At 70.8% G+C, this 24045-nt stretch carries 26 protein-coding genes and 2 pseudogenes; 13 read left to right on the top strand and 15 right to left on the bottom strand.

Annotated elements, in window-relative coordinates; translation table 11 throughout:
• Positions 1 to 4: 4 nt before the first annotated feature.
• The 8 genes and pseudogenes from OG272_RS28355 to OG272_RS28390 form a co-directional block, all read right to left on the bottom strand.
• The gene (locus tag OG272_RS28355) at positions 5 to 733 is read right to left on the bottom strand and encodes a Clp protease N-terminal domain-containing protein (RefSeq protein ID WP_327728361.1); all 729 of its coding nucleotides are present in this window, start codon (positions 731 to 733) and stop codon (positions 5 to 7) included.
• A 72-nt stretch (positions 734 to 805) separates the two neighbouring features.
• Positions 806 to 1459: a LysE family translocator gene (locus tag OG272_RS28360; protein WP_405895159.1), complete on the bottom strand. Its 654-nt coding sequence runs from the start codon at positions 1457 to 1459 to the stop codon at positions 806 to 808.
• 264 nt (positions 1460 to 1723) lie between these two features.
• Positions 1724 to 2665 carry a phosphotransferase family protein gene (locus OG272_RS28365; RefSeq protein ID WP_405895160.1) on the bottom strand — a complete coding sequence of 314 codons (942 nt, stop codon included), beginning with the start codon at positions 2663 to 2665 and terminating at the stop codon, positions 1724 to 1726.
• A 204-nt stretch (positions 2666 to 2869) separates the two neighbouring features.
• Positions 2870 to 3478, bottom strand: a complete 609-nt coding sequence (locus OG272_RS28370) for a hypothetical protein (protein WP_326579442.1) — start codon at positions 3476 to 3478, stop codon at positions 2870 to 2872.
• Between the two features lie 151 nt (positions 3479 to 3629).
• Positions 3630 to 3750: pseudogene (locus OG272_RS28375) on the bottom strand (lysine transporter LysE); the annotation flags it as partial.
• A 156-nt stretch (positions 3751 to 3906) separates the two neighbouring features.
• Entirely contained in the window at positions 3907 to 4170 is a 264-nt protein-coding gene (locus OG272_RS28380) for a hypothetical protein (protein WP_326579440.1), read from the bottom strand.
• Positions 4171 to 4269: 99 nt separating this feature from the next.
• A complete protein-coding gene (locus OG272_RS28385; RefSeq protein ID WP_405895161.1) occupies positions 4270 to 6528 on the bottom strand; it encodes an FtsX-like permease family protein in 2259 nt (752 codons plus the stop codon).
• Entirely contained in the window at positions 6522 to 7385 is an 864-nt protein-coding gene (locus OG272_RS28390) for an ABC transporter ATP-binding protein (RefSeq protein ID WP_327728357.1), read from the bottom strand. The genes OG272_RS28385 and OG272_RS28390 overlap by 7 nt, the downstream gene beginning before the upstream one ends.
• Positions 7386 to 7578: 193 nt before the next feature.
• Between OG272_RS28390 and OG272_RS28395 the strand changes: the two genes are divergently transcribed.
• The gene (locus tag OG272_RS28395) at positions 7579 to 8787 is read left to right on the top strand and encodes a DUF2786 domain-containing protein (RefSeq protein WP_405895162.1); all 1209 of its coding nucleotides are present in this window, start codon (positions 7579 to 7581) and stop codon (positions 8785 to 8787) included.
• A gap of 15 nt (positions 8788 to 8802) precedes the next feature.
• Here OG272_RS28395 and OG272_RS28400 read toward each other — a convergent pair whose 3' ends face one another.
• The 4 genes from OG272_RS28400 to rpmB all read right to left on the bottom strand — a co-directional run bounded on the left by OG272_RS28400 (position 8803) and on the right by rpmB (position 10873).
• Positions 8803 to 9363: a DUF4232 domain-containing protein gene (locus OG272_RS28400; protein ID WP_405895163.1), complete on the bottom strand. Its 561-nt coding sequence runs from the start codon at positions 9361 to 9363 to the stop codon at positions 8803 to 8805.
• A 136-nt stretch (positions 9364 to 9499) separates the two neighbouring features.
• Positions 9500 to 10018, bottom strand: coding sequence for a hypothetical protein (locus OG272_RS28405; protein ID WP_327728354.1), 519 nt, complete (start codon positions 10016 to 10018; stop codon positions 9500 to 9502).
• 313 nt (positions 10019 to 10331) lie between these two features.
• Positions 10332 to 10637, bottom strand: a complete 306-nt coding sequence (gene rpsN / locus OG272_RS28410; RefSeq protein ID WP_327728352.1) for a 30S ribosomal protein S14 — start codon at positions 10635 to 10637, stop codon at positions 10332 to 10334.
• On the bottom strand, positions 10637 to 10873 hold the full coding sequence (rpmB, locus tag OG272_RS28415) for a 50S ribosomal protein L28 (RefSeq protein WP_028796437.1): 237 nt from the start codon (positions 10871 to 10873) through the stop codon (positions 10637 to 10639). The genes rpsN and rpmB overlap by 1 nt, the downstream gene beginning before the upstream one ends.
• 61 nt (positions 10874 to 10934) lie before the next feature.
• Between rpmB and rpmG the strand changes: the two genes are divergently transcribed.
• From rpmG to OG272_RS28440, 5 genes are all read left to right on the top strand, one after another.
• On the top strand, positions 10935 to 11099 hold the full coding sequence (gene rpmG / locus OG272_RS28420; RefSeq protein WP_326579422.1) for a 50S ribosomal protein L33: 165 nt from the start codon (positions 10935 to 10937) through the stop codon (positions 11097 to 11099).
• Between the two features lie 6 nt (positions 11100 to 11105).
• A complete protein-coding gene (locus OG272_RS28425; protein ID WP_033524682.1) occupies positions 11106 to 11363 on the top strand; it encodes a type B 50S ribosomal protein L31 in 258 nt (85 codons plus the stop codon).
• A 5-nt stretch (positions 11364 to 11368) separates the two neighbouring features.
• The gene (locus OG272_RS28430; protein WP_405895164.1) at positions 11369 to 12643 is read left to right on the top strand and encodes a CobW family GTP-binding protein; all 1275 of its coding nucleotides are present in this window, start codon (positions 11369 to 11371) and stop codon (positions 12641 to 12643) included.
• A gap of 6 nt (positions 12644 to 12649) precedes the next feature.
• A complete protein-coding gene (gene rpsR / locus OG272_RS28435) occupies positions 12650 to 12883 on the top strand; it encodes a 30S ribosomal protein S18 (protein WP_326579417.1) in 234 nt (77 codons plus the stop codon).
• A 414-nt stretch (positions 12884 to 13297) separates the two neighbouring features.
• Positions 13298 to 13564: a DUF397 domain-containing protein gene (locus tag OG272_RS28440; protein WP_033524685.1), complete on the top strand. Its 267-nt coding sequence runs from the start codon at positions 13298 to 13300 to the stop codon at positions 13562 to 13564.
• Between the two features lie 81 nt (positions 13565 to 13645).
• Here the strand turns inward: OG272_RS28440 and OG272_RS28445 are convergent, their stop codons facing one another.
• On the bottom strand, positions 13646 to 14161 hold the full coding sequence (locus tag OG272_RS28445) for an ATP-binding protein (RefSeq protein ID WP_326579412.1): 516 nt from the start codon (positions 14159 to 14161) through the stop codon (positions 13646 to 13648).
• A gap of 325 nt (positions 14162 to 14486) precedes the next feature.
• Here OG272_RS28445 and OG272_RS28450 point away from each other — a divergent pair, with 325 nt between their 5' ends.
• The 5 genes and pseudogenes from OG272_RS28450 to OG272_RS28470 all read left to right on the top strand — a co-directional run.
• Positions 14487 to 15311 carry a helix-turn-helix domain-containing protein gene (locus OG272_RS28450; RefSeq protein WP_405896087.1) on the top strand — a complete coding sequence of 275 codons (825 nt, stop codon included), beginning with the start codon at positions 14487 to 14489 and terminating at the stop codon, positions 15309 to 15311.
• Between the two features lie 131 nt (positions 15312 to 15442).
• Positions 15443 to 16903 (top strand): aldehyde dehydrogenase family protein, encoded by a 1461-nt coding sequence (locus tag OG272_RS28455; protein ID WP_326579408.1) that lies wholly within the window; start codon positions 15443 to 15445, stop codon positions 16901 to 16903.
• A 140-nt stretch (positions 16904 to 17043) separates the two neighbouring features.
• Positions 17044 to 17592: a DinB family protein gene (locus OG272_RS28460; RefSeq protein WP_405895166.1), complete on the top strand. Its 549-nt coding sequence runs from the start codon at positions 17044 to 17046 to the stop codon at positions 17590 to 17592.
• A gap of 25 nt (positions 17593 to 17617) precedes the next feature.
• Positions 17618 to 18259: a PadR family transcriptional regulator gene (locus tag OG272_RS28465; protein ID WP_327728347.1), complete on the top strand. Its 642-nt coding sequence runs from the start codon at positions 17618 to 17620 to the stop codon at positions 18257 to 18259.
• Between the two features lie 87 nt (positions 18260 to 18346).
• Positions 18347 to 18442: pseudogene (locus OG272_RS28470) on the top strand (daunorubicin/doxorubicin resistance ABC transporter ATP-binding protein DrrA); the annotation flags it as partial.
• An 85-nt stretch (positions 18443 to 18527) separates the two neighbouring features.
• On the opposite strand, the gene OG272_RS28475 reads toward OG272_RS28470, so the two are convergent.
• Complete coding sequence (locus OG272_RS28475) at positions 18528 to 19967, bottom strand: glutamate decarboxylase (protein ID WP_327728346.1); 1440 nt, start codon at positions 19965 to 19967, stop codon at positions 18528 to 18530.
• 228 nt (positions 19968 to 20195) lie between these two features.
• On the opposite strand from OG272_RS28475, the gene OG272_RS28480 reads away from it, so the two are divergent.
• Both OG272_RS28480 and OG272_RS28485 read left to right on the top strand, forming a co-directional pair.
• Complete coding sequence (locus OG272_RS28480; RefSeq protein WP_405895167.1) at positions 20196 to 20957, top strand: MerR family transcriptional regulator; 762 nt, start codon at positions 20196 to 20198, stop codon at positions 20955 to 20957.
• Between the two features lie 177 nt (positions 20958 to 21134).
• On the top strand, positions 21135 to 22100 hold the full coding sequence (locus tag OG272_RS28485; protein ID WP_405895168.1) for a DedA family protein: 966 nt from the start codon (positions 21135 to 21137) through the stop codon (positions 22098 to 22100).
• 175 nt (positions 22101 to 22275) lie between these two features.
• On the opposite strand, the gene OG272_RS28490 is transcribed toward OG272_RS28485, so the two are convergent.
• The gene (locus OG272_RS28490; protein ID WP_328223797.1) at positions 22276 to 24003 is read right to left on the bottom strand and encodes a threonine/serine exporter family protein; all 1728 of its coding nucleotides are present in this window, start codon (positions 24001 to 24003) and stop codon (positions 22276 to 22278) included.
• Between the last annotated feature and the right edge of the window lie 42 nt (positions 24004 to 24045).

Below are 24045 nucleotides of genomic sequence, written 5' to 3' on the forward strand. Positions count from 1 at the left end.
GGGCTCAGTGACCCCGTCCCTCTTCCAGCGCCCGCAGCGCATCCGCCACGTCCGCCTCCGTGGCCTCCTTGGTCACGCCAAGGCCGCTCAGCACGCCCTCCCCGTTCTCGAACTCCAGCAGGGCGAGCAGGATGTGTTCCGTGCCGATGTAGTTGTGGCCGAGGCGGAGGGCCTCGCGGAAGGTGAGTTCGAGGACCTTCTTGGCTTCGGAGCCGTAGGGGATGAGCTCGGGCACCTCGGCGGAGGCCGGCGGCAGGACGGCTGTGGCGGCTTCCCGTACGGCCTCGGGGGAGACGCCCTGCGCGACGATCGCCTTGGCCCCGAGCCCCTCCGGTTCGGCGAGCAGGCCGAGGACGAGGTGGGCGGGCAGCCCCTCGACGGCGCCGGCGGCCTTGCCCTCGTTGTGCGCGGCCGTGACCACGTTCCGGGCGCGCGGGGTGAAGCGGCTGAACCCCTGGCTGGGGTCGAGATCGCCCTCGCCCTTCGGCACGAACCGCTTCTGCGCCGCCTGCCGCGTCACCCCCATGCTCTTGCCGATCTCCGTCCAGGACGCGCCCGAACGCCGGGCCTGGTCCACGAAGTGGCCGATCAGGTGGTCGGCCACTTCGCCGAGGTGGTCCGCGGCGATCACCGCGTCCTGGAGCTGGTCGAGCGGTTCCGGGTGGACCTTCTTGATGGCGTCGATGAGTTCGTCGAGACGGATGGACGCGGTGATGCGCGGGTTCGTCGTCATGTGTCAACCGTAGGTTGACGGTGGAGGGGTGTCAACCTGAAGTTGACACTTGGCGGGCGTCCGGCTCCGCCCTCACTTCGGCGAGGTCGCCAGCCGCACCGCCAGCCCCGCGAACACCGTCCCGGTGAAGATGTTCAGCCCCCGTGCCACCCGGCGACTGCGGCGCAGCACCCGCGTGAGGCGACCGGCGACGAGCCCGACCGAGCCGTCCCACAGGAAGCCCATCACCACGATGGTGCAGCCGAGCAGCAGGAGTTGGCCGGGTACGTGGCCGAGGGAGGGGTCCACGAACTGCGGCAGGAACGCCACGTTGAAGAGGATCACCTTGGGGTTGAGGAGATTGGTGACGGCGCCCTGCCAGAAGGCCCGCCGCAGCCCGGCGCCCGCACGGCCGTCCGCCGCCGTTCCGGAGCCGGCGCCGCCGTCGTCCCCCGGCACCGACCGGTCCCGGAACGCCTTCACCGCGAGGTACAGCAGATACGCGGCCCCCAGCCACCGCAGCACGTAGTAGAGCACCGGCAGCGCCTCGAACAGCACCGAGAGCCCCAGCGCCGCCGCCACGGTGTGCACCAGCATCGCGCTCGCCACGCCCGCCGCCGCCATCACCCCGACCGCCGGCCCGCCCCGCCCCCCGACAGCCACGATGAACATCATGTCGGGCCCCGGCGTCACACAGAGCGCGAACGCCGCCACCAGAAACGCCACGTAAAGAGATCCGTCAACCATGAGGCCATGCTTGACAGTTCGGGCAGGGGAGGGCGACCCCGTTCCACCCACTGGGACATGGCACGCAGGCTGAACAACGGGGCCCCGCAAGGGGCGCGGGTGTTGCCCGGCGTTGAAGATGCCGACGAAGGCGACGTTCACGATGCCCATGGACTCTGACGGCGACGCCCCACCGTTGGGTGTTCAGGTGGGGCCGTCGTCGGCAAGGTGTCGTTTTCATCGGCGAAATGCCGGTGGTTCACCATCTGTATTCGGTACTCAAGATCAGGCCGTCATCCGCCGGATGTCGTCGGTGATGCTCTCCAACGGCGCCGTGTTGCGGATGGAGGCGAGCCAGTCCCACAGCTCCAGAGCGTGGTAGAGGCGGTAGAGGCCGACCCGCTCGCTCCAGTCGGCGGGCAGCGTGCCGTAGCCGTCGCAGAGCGCTTCGCGCTTGTCCTGGTCGTCGTGGACGGAGTAGTAGTCGGTCTTGGCCACGTCCATCAGCGGGTCCGCGGCGATCGCGTTCTCCACGTCGATGAAGCCGCTGACCTGCCATCCGCCGCCTTCCTCGGCGACCAGGACGTTGCCCTCGTGGAAGTCGTTGTGGCACAACACGGCATGTCGGCACGCGCCGAGCAGGTCGGCCTGCCGAGCGACCTTCGCTTCGATGGCCGTCGCGAGTGCTGCATCGCCCCCGTGATCGGCGTACTCCCTGAGCTTCTTGTGGAACTGCCTTGTCATATAGGCGGTGTTCGTCGGCTCGGGATCCAAAACCCGCGTGGTGAGGTATCCGTAGGCGCCCTGCGGGATCTGGTGGACCGCAGCCATGCAGCCCCCGATCTGGCGGTAGATCTCCCGCAGCGATGCCCTGTCGAGGGCGTGGCTGACGGCGGACAACGGCTGGCCCCTGAGCATCGTCATCACCGTGTAGCAGCGCCCGAGCGCGTTGTCGGCGTCCCCATGGTGCAACACGGCCGGCACCGGCCCGACACCGTGCTGCTGAAGCAGCTGGTAGACGTAGATCTCCTTCTCCTGTTTCCAGCGCCATTGATCGTCATAGATCTTGATTACGACCGGCTCGGCCGCCCCGACGAACCGGATCTCGAAGATCGTGCTCAGCTCCCCACCAGTACGCAGAACGACCTCCCCGACGGGCGCAGTGGGAAGGACGGGATGCAGGAGTTCCTCGGCCATCGCCGGCGGCAGCGCTGTTGTAGCGGACATGCTGAAACCGTAGACGCCAGAGCGACAGGATCAGACGAAGGCCGCCCCTACGTCCGGCGAACGCGCAGGTGAGCGACCTAGTTCGAGAATCATTTCGACCTCAGACCATAAAAACCAAGGTGAGGTGCACGAGTGGGAGTTCGGCGGGCGGCGGTGACGGCGGGACCGACACCGAGAAGGACGGCTGAGGCCAGGCGCCCCGCGTCAGTATTCGGCGGCGGTGATGTCACCGACGGGGATGCAACTGACATCCGAGATTCCCCGCTCGCACAGTGTGGCGCCCTCCAGGTTCGCCTTCTCCGACACGATCTGCCAGGCCCAGTGGTAGTACACGGTGTTCGGCTGGAGGGTGCCGAACACCGAGTCGATACCCTTCGCTCCCTCGCCGCCGTAAAGCATCTGGTCCTCGGTCATGTACGGCGTTGCGCCGTCGAGTACGCCCCCGATGTGCGAATCAAGCTCGTCCTTGAGGCTCGGATAGTCGATCGCCAGCGCCGCGTAGGGCGCGTGAATGCTGCGGTTGCGGGGCTCGGCCTCCACGCGCAGGAGCAGGGTGAGCGCCATCGTGCCGGCCGGCGGAGGAGTGCCTGGGACGTTCACCGCGGTCTCGGCTTTGAGGATCTGGACGGTGTACGTGTACTTGCCGTCCACGTGCAGCACGGGCTCGCGCGCCGAAGGCATCTTCTTCGGTTCGGGTTGGGCGGTCGCGTTCTTGCCCGGCGAGGGGGTCCCTGACGCTGCCGGCGACTCGTCTCCTCCGGCTTCGGCCGTGTCCGCCGTGTCGCCGTTGCCGCACGCCGACAGTGCGGTCATGACGACGACAGCGGCACACGCCCACCGCCTGGGCGCGCGGATCCGTCGGCCATCCCTCATTGAGCTACTCCCCCGGTTACCACACATGAGAAAATCCAGTAACTAGGCGATCACCTTAGGGGATGGCCATGACAACGCGGGCGTCCGGGCCTCAGCCCTTGCGGCCGGTCGCGGCGACGGTGATGCCCAGGCCGATCATGGTGAGGCTGCCGACGCCGCCGACCGGGGGAGAGCCGCCGGGGTGAGCGGGCGAACCAGTCCCGGGCGGTGGCCCCATCAGCCAGGCGTGGGCGGCCGCGATGGAGTTCTTCGAATGGGTGAACCGGGCGCCGCTCGGGAAAGCGGGGGAGACCAGAGGCGACGCGGGCCGGAGTCAGCTCGGGTCTCGGGCTCGGGACCTTGATCGCAGCCGGCAGCATCCAGGACAACTATGGCGGCGCCATCTTCGCCGTCGTGACCTGTGCGGTCGTCTCGCTTGTCCTGCACGTCAGGTCCAGCCGTACCCAGGGGCGTTGAGCGCGGTACTCGATACTCCAGAACCCCACCGCTCGTAGCTGACGAGACGCGGCGGGCGGGACGGGATCGGGTCCGGTGTCGACCAGCAGCATCGTGAAGTACACGCGAACGTGCTCAGCCTGCTGCTCGAACCGCCGCAGCCAGCCCCGCACCGTCTCCACCGGCCGTCCCAACACCGCGGCGATCGTCCTCGCACCTGCACCAGACGCCTTCGCCACCCGAACCCGCACTCGCCCCCCCGACACGCACACCCACCCCGGTTGACGCCCCTCACCTCACCGCCGCCCCACCGCCCCGGCGACCGCGACCACGGCCACGACCCCGCACACCCCCACGCACGCCCCGGCCACCTCCCACGGCACAGCCACCCCCACCGGCGCCGACACCATCCCCAACGCACCCACGACCCCCGCCAGGTTCACCGCGGTGACCGCCACTCCCAGCACCACTCCCACCAGGACCGCGACCAGCGCCTCACCCACCACGACCACCCGCACCTGCCCGCGAGTGGCCCCGGCCAGCCGTAGCGACCGCAGCTCCGCACCCCGCGCCGACGTGGCCATCAACAGCGTCCCGGCCAGCGCGATCCCCGCGTACACGAGGGCGATGCCCAGCACCACGAGGAACCCCAGCCGGGTGTGCGCCCTGGTGCCGGGCCGGTTCGCCGCGAGCCACTCCTCGGCCGACCGCACCGTCCCGCCGGCCCCCGCCGCCGCCCCCTCCAGCGCCGCCGCGACCCCCGCCCGGTCCGCCCCGCTCCCCACCCGCACCTCGACCCGGTCCACCACCGCCCCGCCGGCGTTCGCGGCCGTCACATACGCCCCGTTGTCCCCGGTGCCCCGCGCGAGCACCGCCACGATCCGCAGCCGTACCGGACGCCCGTCCCCGAGCCACACGCGCACGCTCTGCCCGACCTCATGCCGTTCCCACTCCTCGTTCACGACGATCGACCGGTCGTCGAGCTCCCGCACGTCACCGGCGACCACCGGCAGCCGCGCCACCGACGCGAAGGCCGCCACATCCGCCACGGCCCGCGCGTCCGACCGCACGAGCGCGCTCCCCTCCTCCACCACATACACGGCGGTCGAAGCCGACCCGGCCACAGTCGCCGTCGCCCCGGTGCCCCTGGCCACGTCGGTCCGCAACCCCCCACCCGGTTCACCCGTGACCACGAAGTCCGCCCGGGTCCGTGCCTCCGCCTCCGCCCCCTTCGCCCGTGCCACGGTCCCCGCGGCCCCCAGCAGCGAACCGGCCAGCGCGACGGTCACCAGCACGGGCGCGGCGACGGCGGCGGTACGGCGTACGGACGTGGCCGCGTTCTCCCGGATCAGCAGCCCCGCGGCCCCGGGCAGCACCGCCCCCACCAGCCGTACGACCGGCCGGACGAGCAGCGGTGCGAGCGCGGCCGCCGCCGTGATCAGCAGCATGGGCTGGGTGGTGTACGTCTTCCGCTTCAGCAGTTCGGCGGGGTCGGTCCCCACCTTCCAGGCCAGCAATCCCAGTCCACCCGCCAGCAGGACAGCACCGATCACCCGGCGCGACAGCGGCAGCACCCCCGTGTCCACGGACGCCTCGCGCAACGCCTCCACGGGCCCGATCCGCCCGGCCCGCCGCGCGGCCACCCAGGCCCCCGCGAGCGCGACCGACACCCCCGTCCAGAAGGCCACGTGGTACGGCCACACCACCGCACCCGGCACCGCGAACCACGTCGGCGCGACCCCGCCGTCCACCAACGCCCGTACCAGCACGGGCGCCCCCCACGCCCCCAGCGCACACCCGGCGCCGGACGCCACGACCCCGACCGCCAGAGCCTCCCCGAGCAGCAGCCGCCGTACCTGGCCCGGTGTCGCCCCCGCCATCCGCAACAGCCCGAACTCCCGCCTCCGCAGCGCCACCACGAACGCGAACGTCGACGCCGTCACGAACACCGACACGAACGTGGTGACCCCGCCCGCCGTCCCCAGCAGCGAGTTGACGGCGACCAGCGCCTCCGCGTCCCGCTCGTACGACGGATCCACCCGCCGCCGCGCGTCACCCGTCAGCACCCGCGCCCGATCCCCGACCACCGCCCGTACGTCGGCGACGGCCGCGTCCACCCCGGCCGCGTCCACCCCGGCCGCGTCCACCCCGGCCGCGTCCACCCCGGCCGCGTCCACCCCGACCGCGTCCACCCCGACCGCGTCCACCCCGGCCGCGTCCACCCCGGCCGCCCGGATCTCCTCCTGCGACCCCATCGTCACCGGCCCCAGCTTCCGCAGCTCGGCGAGCAGTCGTTCGTCCACAGGGTGTGGATACGCCAGCTTCTGTGACACCCGGGCCGTGCCCGGCCCCCGCCGCACCTCCACCGTGAGCCTGTCCAGGCCCGCCACCACGACGGGGGAGGAGCCGAAACGCTCCGGCGCACGCGCGGGCGGGTCGAGCGTCGCCGCGAGCCCGAGCCCCATGGCGGTCATCACCCCGACCCCCAACGCCACCGCGACGAACGATCCGATCAGCGCCGCCCACCGCGTACGCAACGACGCCAGGGTCAGCACGTCACACCCCCGACCGCCCCGTCCCCGACCGCCCCGGCGATTTCCCGAACCGCGCCCCGGGCCGCCCCCGCGACCCCGTCGCCCGGCGCCGCGGCCCTCCGCTCCAGCCCCGCCATGTACGCCGCCACCCTCTCCACGGACGGACGGGTCACCTCCCCGCTCACCCGCCCGTCGACCAGGAACACCACCCGGTCCGCGTACGACGCGGCCACCGGATCGTGCGTGACCATGACCGTGGTCTGGCCCTCCCGGTCCACCAACTCCCGGAGCAGCCTCAGCACTTCACGGCTGGTCGTGGTGTCGAGCGCCCCGGTGGGCTCGTCGCCGAAGAGGACCGCCGGGCGGGTGATCAGCGCCCTGGCCAGGGCGACCCGCTGCTGTTGTCCGCCGGACAGCTGGGCCGGCCGGTGTCCGGCCCGCTCCGCCAGCCCCACCCGGGCCAGGGCCTCGCGCACCGCTCCACGCGCGGGCCGCCGCCGGGCGAGCCGCAGCGGCAGGGCGACGTTCTGCGCGGCGGTGAGGGAGGGGAGCAGGTTGAAGGCCTGGAACACGAAACCGATCCGCTCCCGGCGCAGCAGCGTCAGCCGCCGCTCGCTCAGCCCGGCCAGCTCCACCCCGTCGACCCGCACCGTCCCGCCCGACGGCCGGTCCAGCCCCGCCGCACACTGCAGCAGCGTCGACTTCCCCGACCCCGACGGCCCCATCACCGCCGTGAAGGTCCCGGCCCCGAGGTCGAGGTCCACCCCGTCGAGGGCGACGACCTCCCCGTACGACCGCCGCAGGCCGCGTACGCGTACGGCCGCGAACCCCGTCTCTTCCGCCCCTGCCGAGGCCCTGTCCGTCCCTGTCGTGGTCATGCCCCAAGCGAACCGTCCGAGCCCCGCCCGCACACGACCCCTGGGGGGCGTCCTCGGGGTAGGGCCGGCCCTACCCCCGCCCCCGTCCACCGCCTTGGACGACCGCCCCCGTCCACCGCCTGGGCCGTCCCCGTCCACCGCCTTGGGCGACCGCCCCCCTCCACCACCCCCACGCCATGACACGATCGAACACGTGAGTACGACCAGCACGGTGGACCGCGCCTTCGAGGCGGCCCTCTACGCCGACACCGACGCCGCCCTCGACACCGGCGCCTCCCTGCTCGCCGCCGACCCGGCGGCGGACGTGGAACTCGCCCGGCGCGGACGGGAGTTCGTCGCCGGGGCCTGGCGGCGCGGCTGGCAGCCCGCCGACGTCGTACGGTTCGTGCGGCGCGAGCTGGAGGACGAGCACCTACGACTCCTCGCGCGGCTCGTCGTCGAGGAGCACGAGCAGGAGCACGAGCAGGGGCCCGAGGCGGGCAAACGACAGCCACCGCCCGGCCCCCGCTGGGCCGCCCAGCTCGACGAGGTCAGGGAACTCGCCGCGCACCCCACCCGCGCGGACCGTTTCTCGCACGCCACCGCGGCCCTGGAGCTGTACCGCCTCCTCCTGCGCCTCCCCACCCTCGAACCCCTGGACCGCCCGCAGTCGACCGGCGGCGCACAGAACTCGCCCCACCCCGAATCCCGCATGCTCAGCCGGATCCGCGCGCTCCTCGCCAAGGCGGAGGCGACCGGTTTCCCGGAGGAGGCGGAGGCCCTCAGCGCGAAGGCGCAGGAGCTGATGGCGCGGCACAGCATCGACGAGGCGCTGATAGCGGCCCGCGCGCACAGCAAGAACGCGCCCGGCGCGTGCCGGATCGGTGTCGAACCGCCGTACGAGACGGCCAAGGCGGTGCTCCTGGACGCGGTCGCCCGGGCCAACCGCTGCGAGGCCGTCTGGAACGAGGACCTCGGCTTCTCCACGGTCGTCGGTTTCGAGGCCGACCTGGAGGCGGTCGAGCTGCTGCACACCTCGCTCCTCGTCCAGGCCACCACCGCCCTGACGAAGGCGGAGGCCGCCCAGCGCAAGGGCGGCCGCAAGCGGACCAAGACCTTCCGGCAGTCCTTCCTGGCCGCCTACGCCCACCGCATCGGCGACCGGCTGGCGGCGGTCGCCGAGGCCCAGGTCGCCGAGGCGGAGGCCGAGAGCGCGGGCACGGGCGGGGCGGGCGCCCCGGAACAGGACCTGCTGCCCGTGCTCGCCGCCCGCGATGTCGCCGTCCGCGAGCAGGTCACCCGTATGTTCCCGGACACGGTCACCACCCGCGTCCGGGGCGTCAGCGACCTGGCCGGCTGGCGGCAGGGGGCGGAGGCGGCCGACCGTGCCCAGGTCGGGGCGCGGCCCCGGCTGCCGTCATGACCCGTACGCGGCGGTTCAGTCGCCCGCCGGCAGGAACGGCCCCACCGTCGCGTCCAGCGTGCTCTCGGACTTCACCGCGACCTCGGGGTCCGGCCACTTGAAGCTGCTGACCTTGCTGTCTCCGGGCAGGGTGAGCCTCAGCTCGTCCACCGCGGCGCTCTTCTCCGAGTCCCCGGCGACCCCGTGCACGTAGGTGATGGTGAAGGTCATCGCCTGACCGGCCTCCAGCGTCACCTCGGTGTCCGGGGACGCGCCCTCCTGCGGCTGGAGCGCCCAGGACCTGCCGCCGGCGACCAGGTCGACCCCGGCGAGGCCTTTCAGCGTGCAGGCGGCGTCGCCCTTGTTGGTGACGGTGACCGGCACGCCGCCCTCGTCGCCGGCGGCCGGGGCGGCGCTGCTGGGCCCGACCTCGAACCCGGCCTGCGCGGCCGTACAGGCGCTCCCCTTCGCGCTCTCGGGGGTGGCGGCACTGGTCTTGCCGTCGTCACCTCCGTCACCCCCGTCACCCCCGCCGCAGGCGGTGAGTGCGAGGGCCGCGAGGAGGGCGGCGGCGATGGCGGTCGGAGCGGTGCGCATGGGGATCCCGGTGGAGTTCGTGGCTGTCACAGCACAGCCGGTGGTGGTGTGAACGTGCGGACGGGCCGCGAAACCCGGAGGTTCCGCGGCCCGTCCGACACATGATCTACGATCCGCGGCTCGCCGTACGCCCGATCTACGACCCGGCGCTCGCCGTGGGCAGATCCGTCGGCAGCCCCGACGGCATGGACCCCTCCGCCTTCTGGAACGTCTCCTCGCCGACGCCGCCCTCCCACGTGATCGTGAGGGACTTGGCGCTCACCTTGTCCACCATGCCCTCGGTGCGGTCGTCGCTGCCGTCCTGGCACGTGAGGCTGATCATCTGCATGTTCGCCGCGTCGGAGACCTTGCCGCCGCACACGGATTTGCCCACGAAGACGGCGACCTCGGCGCCGTTGACGAACAGGGCGACCGGCTTGCCGCCGGTCGTGGCCAGCCAGCTGCCCTGCAGTTCGGTCTCGGCGCCGGAGGAGTCCGAGGAGTCCCCGGAGCCGCCGCCGTCCGCGCTGTCTGTCGGCGTCGGGGCGGTCGACGACTCCTTGGCGTCGGAGTCGCCGCCGTCACCGCTGCACCCGGTCAGCACGAGCGCGGCCGCGAGCCCGGCCGCCGCCGCCGCGACGCGCACGCGCCGGCGGGCGGAGGAGGCCCTGGTCACGGGCTGTGCCGTAGTCGCCGTACTCGCCGTAGTCACTGGAGGTCTCCCAAAGCTGTGGCCGGATCCGGTCGCCGCGGCGACAGCGGCAAGCTACCAGGAGCGGCTCTGCGGCAGATGGCCGGGAACTGTGAGGACTCCGAGGACGACGAACGCGGCGACGGCCGGGCGCCAGTCGCACGCGGCGACGTCCCGCGACCGGTCGCACGCGGCGACGTCCCGCGAGCGACGTCCCGCGACCCGTCGCAAGCCACGACGCCCCGCCACCCGTCGCAAGCCACGACGCCCGCCACCACGGCACCCGACCGCTCCGCCCCTACCAGGACGACTTGCGCACCCCCGGCAGGAACCCCGCATGTGCCTGCTCCCGCAGGCTCACCCGGGACAGCCCGAACGTCCGGAAGTACCCCCGGGGCCGGCCGTCCACCTGGTCCCGGTTGCGGACGCGGGTCGCGCTGGCGTCGCGCGGCTGTGCGCGCAGCTCCCGCCGGGCGGCGTCGCGTTCGGCCTCCGTGGCGGACGGCCGCCGGATGATCTCCTTCAGCTCGGCCCGCCGCTCGGCGTACCGCGTGACGATCTCCCGCCGCTTCTCGTTCTTCGCGATCTTGCTCTTCTTCGCCATCAGACCCGGACCCCCCGGGCGCGGATCCGCGCGACCGCGGCCTCGACGCCGATGACGTCCACGGTCTTGATCCCCTTGGTGCTCAGCCGCAGCCGCACGTGGCGGTTCTCGCTGGGCAGCCAGTAGCGCTTGGACTGGATGTTCGGGTCGAAGCGGCGGGACGTTCGCCGGTGGGAGTGCGAGATGCGGTTGCCGAAGCCGGGCCGGGCGCCGGTCAGCATGCAGTGGGCGGACAAGGTGATGCACCTCTCTCGATCAGGTGATGCAAATGGAATTCATTTTCAGTAAGGTATCAGCATGGCACGCAACGAACTCCGCCCGGTCATCAAACTCCGGTCCACGGCCGGCACCGGCTACACCTACGTCACCCGCAAGAACCGCCGGAACGACCCGGACCGGCTGACGCTGCGCAAGTTCGACCCGAGGGCCGGCCGCCACGTCGACTTCCGAGAGGAGCGCTGACCGACGATGAAGAAGGACATCCACCCGTCGTACGGGCCCGTCGTCTTCCGAGACCGCGCCGCGAACCACACCTTCCTCACCCGCTCGACGATGACGAGCGAGAAGACGATCGAGTGGGAGGACGGCAACACCTACCCCGTGGTCGACGTCGAGATCTCGAACGTCAGCCACCCCTTCTACACGGGCACCGCGCGCGTGCTGGACACGGCGGGGCGCGTGGAGAAGTTCGAGAAGCGGTACGGCGCCGGGAAGAAGCGAGGCTGACCGACGTGACCCAGCTGTCTGTCGCGATCGTCGGCGGGCTGCACGCCGACGCCCGGCGGGCCGCCGTCGAGGCGCTGCTCGCCGGGGTCGCGGGCAGCGTCGCGCTGCACCACGACCTCTCCACCGCCGCCGACGGCCCCGACGCCATGGTCGTCCGGACCGTCCGGGACGCGGCGGGCCTCATCTCCACCGGTGAGACCCCGCTCGTCAACGACTGCGCCTGCTGCGCCCTCCGCGAGGACCTCGTCCCCGAACTGGAGCGCCTGGCCGACGCGGGCCTCACCCGCCTCGCCGTGGTCGAACTCTGGGACTCGGTGGAACCGAAGGCGATGGCGGAGGTGGTCGCGTCCGGCGGCCTCCGCCTCACCTCGGTGATCACGGCCGTCGACCCGGCCCTGCTGCTGCCCTACCTCGGCAACGGCGACGACCTCGCCGAGCGGGGCCTCGCCGCCGCCACCACCGACCAGCGCACCGTCGCCGACACCTTCGCCCGCCAACTCGAATACGCCCCGGTCCTGGCCGTCCTGGACTCGGAGGAGGCGGACGACGAGGACAGGGCCCTACTGGCCCAACTCCACCCGACGGCACAGAGGGTGCCCATCGGCGGCCGGTGGCGTGCCCCTGAAGTGGCCGGAGGCCCTGAAAGGGGCGCGGGGCAGCATCGATCTGCGGCTCCGCCGCGGGGCGCGACCAGCCACGACGAACCCGCACCCGGCAGCCCACGGCACTCCGCACGGCGCCCCCCGGCCCTGATCACCGCGGCGCTCGCCGGCTTCGACGTGGACGCGGCCGCCGCCGCCCAGCACCCCGCCTGCGCCCTCCTGCCCACCGACGCCGACGAATCCGGCGTCACCACCCTCGTCTGGCGCCGCCACCGCCCCTTCCACCCGGAGAGGCTGTACGCGGCGCTCGAAGACCTCTGCTGCGCGGCGGCCCGCAGCCGCGGCAGGTTCTGGCTGGCCGAGCGCCCCGACACCCTGCTGCACTGGGACGCGGCCGGCGGCGCCCTGTGCGTGGAGTCGGTCGGCCCCTGGCTCGCCTCGCTCCCGGACGCCGCCTGGGACATGGTGCCGCCGGTCCGCCGGGCCGCAGCCGCCCTCGACTGGCACCCGGAACACGGCGACCGCTGCCAGCACCTCGTCTTCACCTCCCCGGGCCTGGACCGCGACGGACTCGAACAGCTCCTGGAGTCCTGCCTGCTCACCGACGCCGAGTACGCCGCCGGCCGCACCGCCTGGGAACGGCTGCCGCGCCCCTTCGACACCTTCCTGGAGGTCTGAACCGCCATGCCCCGCAAGCCGGAGCGCAAGCCCGCCAAGTCCCGCCCCAACCCGCTGGACCAGGCCGGGATCACCTACATCGACTACAAGGACACCGACCTCCTGCGGCGTTTCCTCTCCGACCGGGGCAAGATCCGCAGCCGCCGTGTCACCCGCGTCACCGCCCAGCAGCAGCGCCGACTCGCCCGCGCCATCAAGAACGCCCGCGACATGGCGCTCCTCCCGTACTCCACCCGCTGACACCACACCCCGAACCTCCGAACCACCACCCCCACCCGGCCCCCGGGGAGGCTCCACGACCTCCCCGGGGGCACTCGTTTCCCGCCATCCTGCACACGGCCGCCCCACCCCCTGAACCGCGCGCACCCGCCCCCCGTAGGGAGGGACAGGGGGTCATGAATCAGGACGACATGAGCCGCCTGCGCCGCCGATGGAACAGGAATGCCCCGACATGCGTCTCTCCAGTGCTGTAACCGTGGGGCCACCCCTCGTGCACGTGCATCTGCCCGTGCATGCGCAGGTGCATCCGCTCATGCGTCAGCACATGAACAAAGCTATGATCCGGGGCAGTTGACCACCGCATCACTGGCATCACTGGCCACACCAGTGCCCATGCGCATCACGCGCATCACTGCACCACCCGGGGAGCGACCTGTGGACCACGACGTGTACGGCGTGGATGACGTGTACAACGGCATGGCCGCGACGGAGCTGACCGAGCTCCACGCGGTGGCCTGGCAGAAGAGCCGGCACAGCAACTCGCAGGGCAACTGCGTGGAGTTCGCCCGGCTGCCCGGCGGTGAGGTGGCGGTACGCAACTCCCGCTTCCCCGACGGTCCGGCGCTCGTCTACACCCGCGCCGAGATCGAGGCGATGCTCCTGGGCATCAAGGACGGTGAGTTCGACCACCTGGTCGGATGACGCCCGCCCGGCGGCGGGAGGCCGGCGGACCCGACGATGTGACACGCGTAGAACCGCGGCGCCGAAAAGCGCCGCGGTTCGTCAGTGGGCGGAGGGCAGGCCCGGCCCCGGCGGCACCTGGAACAGCGCCCAGACCACCTTGCCGCTGAGCGCGCCGCCCAGCGGATGCCAGCCCCAGCTGTCCGCGAACGAGTCGACCAGGAACAGCCCCCGCCCCGACTCCGCCGAGAAGTCCTCGGAGTCGCCCGTGACCGGGCTGTCGTGACTGGGGTCGCGCACCGCGCACACCAGCCGCTCGGTCCAGCGCATCAGGTGCAGCCGGACGGGCGGGTCCTGGGCCGGGCGGAGCCCGTTGCTCGTGGGCAGGCCGTGTCGCAGGGCGTTGGTGACGAGTTCCGAGACCACGAGACAGACGTCGTCGAAACGGTCGTCCAGCCGCCACTGGCCGAGCGTGCCCCGGGTGAACTGCCGTGCCTCGCGCACCGCTTCGTAGCGGGGCGGCAGCGCACAGGACGCGGCGTTGGACACGGTCGCGGGATCAAGTGGCGGAAGTCCCTGCCGTAAGGGTTCGAGCATGGTCGATCCATTCGTCCCCATGCGAGGCACTCCCGGGTGTTCGCGGTCGTTGCGATGCAGCGGTGGCGCGGGACCATGGTTTCTGATGCGTACAGCAGATGCAAGGGCAGATGCACGTGCACGCGCCCGAAATGGACCTGACCATACCGCTTGCTCAACATTTCTTCTGTCGCTCTGCTCCCCTCTCTCCCCTGCCTCGTCCGTCTCAGATGTTGAAGGCTTTCCATTTCTGTAACCGGGCGAGTGCGGATCGGAGTGGTTTAGTGGCAGACTGCGGCCCTTGAAGAGTTGGGGAGGCTGGACGAACGTGGGTGCCGGTGAATCGAGCGGGTCGGTGGTGAGGCGGATGCTGCTGGGCTCGCATCTCAGGCGGCTGCGCGAGTCGCAGGGGATCACCCGGGAGAAGGCCGGGTACTCGATCCGCTCCTCCGAGTCGAAGATCAGTCGGATGGAACTCGGCCGGGTCAGCTTCAAGACCCGTGACGTGGAGGACCTGTTGACCCTCTACGGCGTCACCGACGACGCGGAACGCACCTCGCTGCTCTCCCTGGCGAAGGAGGCCAATGTCGCCGGCTGGTGGCACAGCTACTCCGACGTCCTGCCCAGCTGGTTCCCCACCTACGTCGGCCTCGAAGCGGCGGCCCATCTCATCCGCAGCTACGAAGTCCAGTTCGTGCACGGCCTGTTGCAGACCGAGGCGTACGCCCACGCGGTCGTCGCCCGGGGCATGAAGGGCGCGAGCGAGGCGGAGATCGACAAGCGGGTGGCCCTGCGCATGGAGCGCCAGAAGTACCTGGTGGCCGAGAGCGCCCCCGAGTTCCACTGCGTCCTCGACGAGGCGGCGCTGCGCCGGCCGTACGGCGACCGGGAAGTGATGCGGGGTCAGCTCCAGCATCTGATCGACCTCTCGGAGCGCCCGAACGTGACGATCCAGGTCATGCCGTTCAGCTTCGGCGGCCACGCGGGCGAGAGCGGCGCCTTCACCGTGCTGAGCTTCCCCGAGTCCGACCTCACCGACGTCGTCTACCTCGAACAGCTCACCAGCGCGCTCTACCTGGACAAGGGCGAGGACATCGCCCAGTACGAGCGGGCGATCAAGCAGCTCCAGGACGACAGCCCGTCCCCGGCCGAGAGCCGGGACCTGCTGCGCGGGCTGCTGCAGCTCTCCTGAGGCCCGACGGAGGCCCACCGGCTTCCCTGAGACTCTTCACAGAGTCTCCCAAGTAGCTCTCCAACTCCCTTTACCCACCAGTACGATGACGAGTGATCAATCTTGATCGATGCCGACTGATTGAGGATCACATGTCGTCCTACTTCACCGACCTGGCCCAGCAGTACATCGGCGGCGAGTGGCGCCCGGGCTCAGGCTCCTGGGACATCATCGACTTCAACCCGTACGACGACGCGAAGCTCGCGTCGATCACGATCGCCACGGTCGATGAAGTGGACGAGGCCTACCAGGCCGCCCAGGCGGCCCAGAAGGAATGGGCCGAGGTCAACCCTTACGCGCGGCGCGCGGTCTTCGAGAAGGCCCTCCAGGTCATCGAGGAGCGCGAGCAGGAGATCACCGAGGTGATCATCGCCGAACTCGGCGGTACGCACCTGAAGGCCGGGTTCGAACTGCACCTCGCCAAGGAGTTCCTGCGCGAATCGATTCAGCTGGCGCTTCGCCCCGAGGGCAGAATCCTTCCGTCGCCGGTCGACGGCAAGGAGAACCGCCTCTACCGCGTGCCGGTCGGTGTCGTGGGCGTCATCAGCCCCTTCAACTTCCCCTTCCTGCTGTCCATCAAGTCGGTCGCCCCGGCCCTCGCCCTCGGCAACGGCGTCGTGCTGAAGCCGCACCAGAACACCCCCATCGCCGGCGGCACCCTGGTCGCGAAGGTCTTCGAGGAGGCCGGCCTGCCCGGCGGGCTGCTCAACGTCGTCGTCACCGACATCGCCGAGATAGGCGACGCCTTCATCGAGCACCCCGTCCCCAAGGTCATCTCCTTCACCGGCTCCGACAAGGTCGGCCGCCATGTCGCCACCGTCGCCGCCCAGAACTTCAAGCGCACGATCCTCGAACTGGGCGGCAACAGCGCGCTGGTGGTCCTGGACGACGCGGACATCGACTACGCCGTCGACGCGGCCGTCTTCTCGCGCTACGTCCACCAGGGCCAGGTCTGCATGGCCGCCAACCGCGTCCTGGTGGACCGCTCGATCCAGGCCGAGTTCACCGAGAAGTTCGTGACCAAGGTGAAGTCCCTGAAGGTCGGCGACCCGAGCGACCCGCAGACGGTCATCGGCCCCGTCATCAACTCCTCCCAGGCGGACTCCCTCAAGTCCGTCGTCGAGCAGGCCCTCGCCGAGGGCGCCACGGCCCTCGTGCACGGCGCCACGACCGCCAACCTGGTCGAGCCGTCCGTCCTCACCGACGTCCCCGCCGACTCCGCCCTCCTGAGGCAGGAGGTCTTCGGCCCGGTCGCCTTCCTCATCCCCTTCGACGGCGAGGAGGAGGCCGTCCGCATCGTCAACGACACCCCGTACGGCCTCAGCGGCGCCGTCCACACCGGTGACATCGAGCGGGGCGTGAACTTCGCCAAGCAGATCGACACCGGCATGTTCCACGTCAACGACGGCACCGTCCACGACGAGCCCCTCGTCCCCTTCGGCGGCGAGAAGCACTCCGGCATCGGCCGCCTCAACGGCGAGACCACGGTGGACGCCTTCACCACCCAGAAGTGGATCTCGGTCCAGCACAAGCGGAGCTTCTTCCCGTTCTAGTGAGGCGGCACTGGTCTCCCGCTCGCGCGGTTCCTCTCCGACGGGTCCTTGCGGACAGAACCTGACCGCAAGGGCCCGTAGCTTCGTCGGTGTCAGAGGGGCTCTTCCGAAGCCCTCGGTCCGACGAAAGGCAGACGGTCATGGTCACGCACGTGAGCGCGGAGGCGAAGGGCGACGAGCGAGGGGCGCTGCTCGCCTTCGTGGCCGAACAGCGCGGTGGCGTCCGCCGCGCGCTGCTCGGACTGACCGACGAGCAGGCCTCCAGCCGGCCGAGCGCCAGCGAACTCTCCCTGGCCGGGTTGCTCAAGCACGTCGCCGAGGTCGAGCAGGGGTGGATCGCCCGGGCCAAGGGCGAGCCCCCGACGACGCACCGGGACGAGTCGAACTGGCACGAGTGCTTCACCCTCGTGGGCGACGAGACCGTGGAGTCGCAGCTCGCCTACTACGAGAAGGTGGCCGCCGAAACGGAGGCGTTCATCCGCACGGTGCCCAGCCTCGACGACACCTTCGAACTGCCGAAGACGTCCTGGAACCCGAAGGACGAGTGGCTCTCGATGCGCTGGCTGTGCCTGCACCTGATCCGCGAGACAGCCCGGCACGCCGGTCACGCCGACATCATCCGCGAATCGCTGGACGGCGCCACCGCCTTCGAGCTGGTGGCGAAGGAGCAGGGCGCGAGCTGGGGGTGACCCCGCGTGGTTCTACGCTGGGCCCATGTCAGCGATCCGTCTTCTCGTGCTGGGCGCGGTGCGCCAGCACGGGCGGGCCCACGGCTACCAGGTGCGCAACGACCTGGAGTACTGGGGCGCGCACGAGTGGTCCAACGCCAAGCCCGGCTCGATCTACCACGCCCTGAAGCAGATGGCGAAACAGGGACTGCTGGTCGCGCACGAGATCGCCCCCTCCACCGCGGGCGGACCGCCCCGCACCGAGTACGAGATCACGGAGAAGGGCACCGAGGAGTACCTCAGGCTCGTGCGCGAGTCCCTCACCGCCTACGACCAGAAGCCGGACATCCTCTCCGCGGCACTCGGCACCATGGTCGACCTCGGCCGGGAGGAGGTGCTCGGACTCCTGGAGGAGCGCGTGCGCTCCATCGAGCAGTGGCGCGGGGCCGTCACCGAGTACTACACCCCCGAGGACGGCCCCGGTCAGCTCGGCCACATCGGCGAGATCATGAATTTCTGGATCCACTCCGCCGACACGGGCGCCGAGTGGACCCGCGGCCTCATGGACCGCATCCGGGGCGGCGCCTACACCTTCGCGGGAGAGGGCGAGCCGTTCGTCGGAGTCCTGGTGGAGGGCCAGGAGAACCCGTACGCGACGGGGGAACGGCATCCGGAGGACGACCACTAATCAAGTTTGACCACTGGGCTTCGAAGGGTTACTTTGAGTATGTAGTCAACTTTGACTAATGATCTCGACCCCTGGGGAGGTCCCGCAATGACGGATTCGGCGATCACTGTCGAAGGGGCACGCAAGAAGTACGGCGGCAGGAGCGGAAAGGTCGCCCTCGACGGGCTCGACCTCCGGGTGGCCGGCTGAGCAAGTAGCGCCCCTGAAAGACACGGCCCCGCGCCGGCACCCGCCAACGGACCCGCACCCGCCCGATCCAGGCCGCTCCCTAGTGATGGAACCCCGTCGCCGTCCCCTTCTCCCGGATCAACGGTCCGGACTGCCGCCGAAGTTCGGGCAGCAACTGCCCGAGATCCTCCAGGAAGAGTGCCGCGAGATCGGACGTGAACCCGTTGCGGCACACCACCCGGAGCACGGACAGATCCTCCCGGTTCTCCGGAAACGTGTACGCCGGTACCAGCCACCCCTTCTCCCGCATCCGCCGGGCCACGTCGAAGACGTCGTACGCGCCGACGCCCTCCTCCGTCGTGAAGGCGAACACCGGCAACTCGTCCCCTCGTGTGAGCAGCCGGAAGTCCCCGAACTTCCCGACCTGTTCCGCGAGCCCCACCGCCACGTCCCGTGTCGACTGCTGCACCGCCCGGTATCCCTCACGCCCGAGCCGCAGGAAGGTGTAGTACTGCGCGACCACCTGGGCCCCGGGCCGCGAGAAGTTCAGCGCGAACGTGGGCATGTCGCCGCCCAGGTAGTTCACCCGGAAGACCAGTTCCTCCGGCAACTCCGCGGCGGACCGCCACAGCGCCCAGCCGACCCCCGGATACACCAGCCCGTACTTGTGCCCGGAGGTGTTGATGGACGCCACCCGAGGCAGCCGGAAGTCCCACACCAGCTCCTCGTCGAGGAAGGGCGCGACCATCGCGCCGGACGCGCCGTCGACATGGACGGGCACATCCACGCCCGTACGTTCCTGAAGGTCGTCGAGCACCGCGCACAACTCCGCGATCGGCTCGTAGGACCCGTCGAAGGTGGACCCGAGAACGCCCACGACCCCGATGGTGTTCTCGTCGCACAGCGCCGCGGCCGCCGCCGGATCGAGATGAAACCGGTCGCCCTCCATGGGCACCTGCCGGGCCTCGACCTCCCAGAAGTTGCAGAACTTGTCCCAGCAGACCTGGACGTTGACCCCCATGACGAGGTTGGGCCGGGCGTCCGCCGAGGGGTACCGGTCGGCGTTCCGCTTGGCCCACCGCCGTTTCAGGGCCATCCCGGCGAGCATGCAGGCCTCGCTCGAACCGGTGGTCGAGCAGCCGACGGCGGCGCTCGGATCGGGCGCGTTCCACAGATCGGCGAGCATCGCCACGCACCGCCGCTCCAGCTCGGCCGTACGCGGGTACTCGTCCTTGTCGATCATGTTCTTGTCCCGGCACTCGGCCATCAGGACCCCGGCCTCGGGCTCCATCCAGGTGGTGACGAAGGTGGCGAGGTTCAGCCGCGAGTTGCCGTCCAGCATGAGCTCGTCGTGGACGACCTGATACGCCGTGAAGGGGGCCAGTGGAGCGTCCGGGAGCCGGTGCTTGGGCGGGGCCTCGGTCATGCCGCCGACCGGGTTGGCCTGGCCGTAGAAGGGGTTCACGGCGAGGCGGTGCCCGTCGTTCCGGGGGTGCCCGTCGTCCTGCGAGGCGTCGCTGTCCCATCGGTGCAGTGGCATGTCTTCGACGGTAGGTCCGCCGCCGGGGACGCGCACCTCGCACGGACGCCGCGCCCCTGAAAGATCGGGCCCTGCTTCTGAGGGGCGCAGGGGAACCGCGCGACCAGCCCCCACGCACCCGAACCCGCCGCCCCACCGACCCCCCACCCCCTCAGGCGTTCAAAGACTTGCACCTCACGCGACGTGAGGCCCCAGCCTGGAACCCGTACCGAGAAAGGGAGCGGAAGCATGGGCTACACCGTGGGACAGGTCGCGGGCTTCGCCGGGATCACGGTGCGCACGCTGCACCACTACGACGAGATCGGCCTCCTCGTACCGAGCGAGCGCACCGGCGCGGGCCACCGCCGCTACGGCGACGGCGACCTCGACCGGCTCCAGCGGATCCTGTTCTACCGGGAGCTCGGCTTCCCCCTCGACGAGGTCGCGACCCTGCTCGACGACCCGGAAGCGGACCCGCGGACGCACCTGCGCCGCCAGCACGAGCTGCTGACCGCCCGGATCGAGAAGCTGCAGAAGATGGCCGCGGCCGTGGAGCACGCCATGGAGGCAAGCAAGATGGGCATCAACCTCACCCCCGAGGAACGGTTCGAGGTCTTCGGCGACAAGGACCCCGAGCAGTACGCCGAGGAGGCGGAACAGCGCTGGGGCGGCACGGAGGCGTACGCCGAGTCGCAGCGCCGCGCCGCCTCGTACACCAAGGTCGACTGGAAGCGCATGCAGGACGAGGTGGCCGACTGGGGCGCGCGCTACGACGCCCTGATGGCCGCCGGCGAGCAGCCGACCGGCGAGGCGGCCATGAACATGGCCGAGGAACACCGGCAGCACATCGGCACGTGGTTCTACGACTGCTCGTACGAGATGCACCAGGGCCTCGGTGAGATGTACGTCTCCGACGAGCGCTTCAAGGCGTTCTACGACTCCACGCGCCCCGGTCTCGCCGAGCATCTGCGGGACGCGATCGTCGCGAACGCGGCCCGGCGGCGCCCCTGACCGCACGGCTGACCACACAGCTTGGTCTCAGGGCGGGCACAGGGCACTCTGGAGGAGCCGGTGGAACCTAGTGGGGTGACCGTGCGTTGATAGCTTTGGTCACCCCTATGGGTCCCACCGTCGTGGGTCCTCACCCACAGGCACCCACGTTCTCTCACCCCCCAGGAGCCCGGAACCGTGACGACGATCGCCCTCGGACCGAGCTGGTTGGATCCGGACTATCTGCTCGACTCGTTCGGCATCTGGGGCCTGCTCCTGATCGTGTTCGCCGAGTCCGGCCTCCTCATCGGCTTCTTCCTGCCGGGTGACTCGCTGCTCTTCACGGCGGGCATGCTGATCACCGCCAAGACGCTGGACTTCCCGCTGTGGCTGGCCATCGTCCTGATCTGCGTCTCCGCGATCCTGGGCGACCAGGCGGGCTACATGTTCGGCAAGAAGGTCGGGCCCGCGCTCTTCAAACGGCCCGACTCCCGCCTGTTCAAGCAGGAGAACGTCACCAAGGCCCACGAGTTCTTCGAGAAGCACGGCCCGAAGTCCCTGATCCTGGCCCGCTTCGTGCCCATCGTGCGGACGTTCACGCCGATCATCGCCGGCGTCAGCGGCATGCGGTACCGCACGTTCCTCATCTTCAACGTCGTCGGCGGCATCCTCTGGGGCGCGGGCGTCACCCTCCTGGGTTCCTGGCTCGGCCAGATCGAGTTCGTCAAGACCAACATCGAGGCGATGCTGCTCCTCATCGTCTTCATCTCGGTGCTGCCGATCATCGTCGAACTCCTCAAGGCGAGGAAGGCGAAGAAGAACCAGCCCCAGCAGTCCCACCCCCAGCAGTCCCAGCAGCCCCCCGCCGCCCCGGTCATGGACGACGCCACGACCCAACTCCGCCGCGTCCCCCCGGCCGACCCCCAGCCGCAGCCGTACGACCCCCACCAGGGCTACGACAACCAGGGCTACGACCAGCAGGGCTACGACAACCAGGGTTACGGCAACCAGCAGGGCTACCAGCAGCAGGGCCACCAGGACTACGGCTACCAGCAGCCCCCGCAGCAGCCGTACGCCCAGCAGTACCCCCAGGGCAACCAATACCCCCCGAACCAGAACCAGCAGGGCTACCAGGGCCAGGGCCAGGACTACCCGCAGTACTGACCCAGCGGGCCACGCACCCGCGCTCCCGTCACCCGGGGGCGCGGGTGCTTTTGTTTTTGGGGGGCGCGGGGCTGTATCGGTGTGCGGCTCCGCCGCGTGGGCGCGGGCAACCACGACGTACCCTCACCCGCCAACGCACCCGCCAACGCACTCGTACCCCCGAGCTGTCAGGCGCTCAGAACCCCCTGGTCCGCTTCGCGGCCTTCCGCCCCGCCCGCGCGGCGCCGGGCAGGAACAGCCGGAACACCTCGGACCCGAGGTTCACCCCGATCGCGATGGCCATGGCCAACGCCGCCGCCTTCGTCAGTGACACCAGCCCCGCGTCCACATTGTTCTGCGCGAACCCCAACAGCCCGAAATACGTGGCCGATCCCGGCAGCAGGGGCCCGATCGCCGCGGTCGTATAGGGCAACGCGGAAGCGAACCGATACCGCGACAACAACTGCCCGAACAGCCCCACCACCCCCGCGGCCACGGCCGTGGACGCCACCGGCGAGATACCGCCCGCTTCGTGCATGGCCCCGTACACGGCCCAGGCGACACCCCCGTTCAGGGTCACCGCCAGCACGGTGGATCGTTCCTGCTGAAGCAGCAGCGCGAAGGTCAACGACAGCAGCATCGACGCCCCGAGCTGCAACAGCGGCCGGTCCGCGCTGCCGAGCGCCGCGTCCGGGTTCAGCTCGGCGCCCAGCTTCACACCGAAGTACAGGACGAGCAGCACCCCCACCACGATGCCCACGAAGAGGTACATGACCTCCAGCAGCCGGGCGGAGGCGGTGATGTAGTAGCCGGTCAGCCCGTCCTGCACACCCGCGACCAGCGCCCGCCCGGGCAGCAGCGCGAAGAGCCCACCGGTGATGACGGCGGACGCCTCCACGTCCACCTGCACCAGGGTCAGCGCCAACCCGATCGCCGCCGGGGGCATCGCCGCCACCAGGAACTGGTAGAACTCCGGCAGCCCCCGCCCCGAGCACACCCAGGCCAGCCGGTCGCCGAGCATCGCGCCCAGCGCCGCGGCGACGAAGACGACGACCCCACCGCCGACCAGCACGGACGCGGCCCCCGCGAGCAGCCCGCTCGCCGTGGTCAGCGCCCAGCCGGGATACGGATGCCGATTACGCCGTATCTCCGCGAGCCGCCGGTAGGCCTCTTCCAGCGAGGTCGTGCTCTCCGAGTCGCTGAGGTCGTCCACCAGCTGGAAGACGGCGGCGAGCCGGGTGTAGTCGGTGGCCCGGCGCCGTACGATCCGGGACGCCGTCACCGGGTCGTCCACCAGCGACGGCTGGTAGGTGATCGACAGCTGGGTGAAGGTGACGGTCGGCTCACAGCGGTCGAGGCCGAAGGAGCGGCAGACGGCGAACATCGCCGCCTCCACGTCCTCCGCGCCCTCGCCGCCCGCGAGCAGCAATTCGCCGATACGCAGGGTGAGGTCGAGCACCCGGGGCACGGCGGGCCCCGTCTCGCCCTCCACGCGCGTCGGCGCCTCCGGGGCGGGACGCTCCGCCACCGGCATCCGCAGCATCGTCCGCATCCGGTCCTGCCAGGGCACGTCCTTGGTCAGGCTGACGACCGGGATCCCGCTGGCCGGTGTGAACGCGACCGGCGCGTGTCGCGCGCTGTAGGTCCGCGGCAGACTGAACGCGGACCCCTCCTGCTCCGTCGCCACCGGCTCGGGCGGCGCCAGCCCCTCCGGCAGGGCGAACTCGGAGGTCGCCTGCGCCTCGGACTCCGCCCCGGTGGCCGGTACGTCCAGTCCGGCCGGGATCGCGAACTCCGAGGTCACCGACGCATCGCCGTCGATCCCCAGAACGACGCCCACCGGCACGAACGCACTGCCTGCCTCATCCGACACCGGCTTGCGGTCCTCCTCCGGCCCGTGGGCCTCGGGTTCCGTCACTCCCACTCCGCCGCGCTCCCAGTACGACACCTCAGGTACGCCTCAGTA

Source organism: Streptomyces sp. NBC_00104 (assembly GCF_045160825.1).
Taxonomy (GTDB): Bacteria; Actinomycetota; Actinomycetes; order Streptomycetales; family Streptomycetaceae; genus Streptomyces.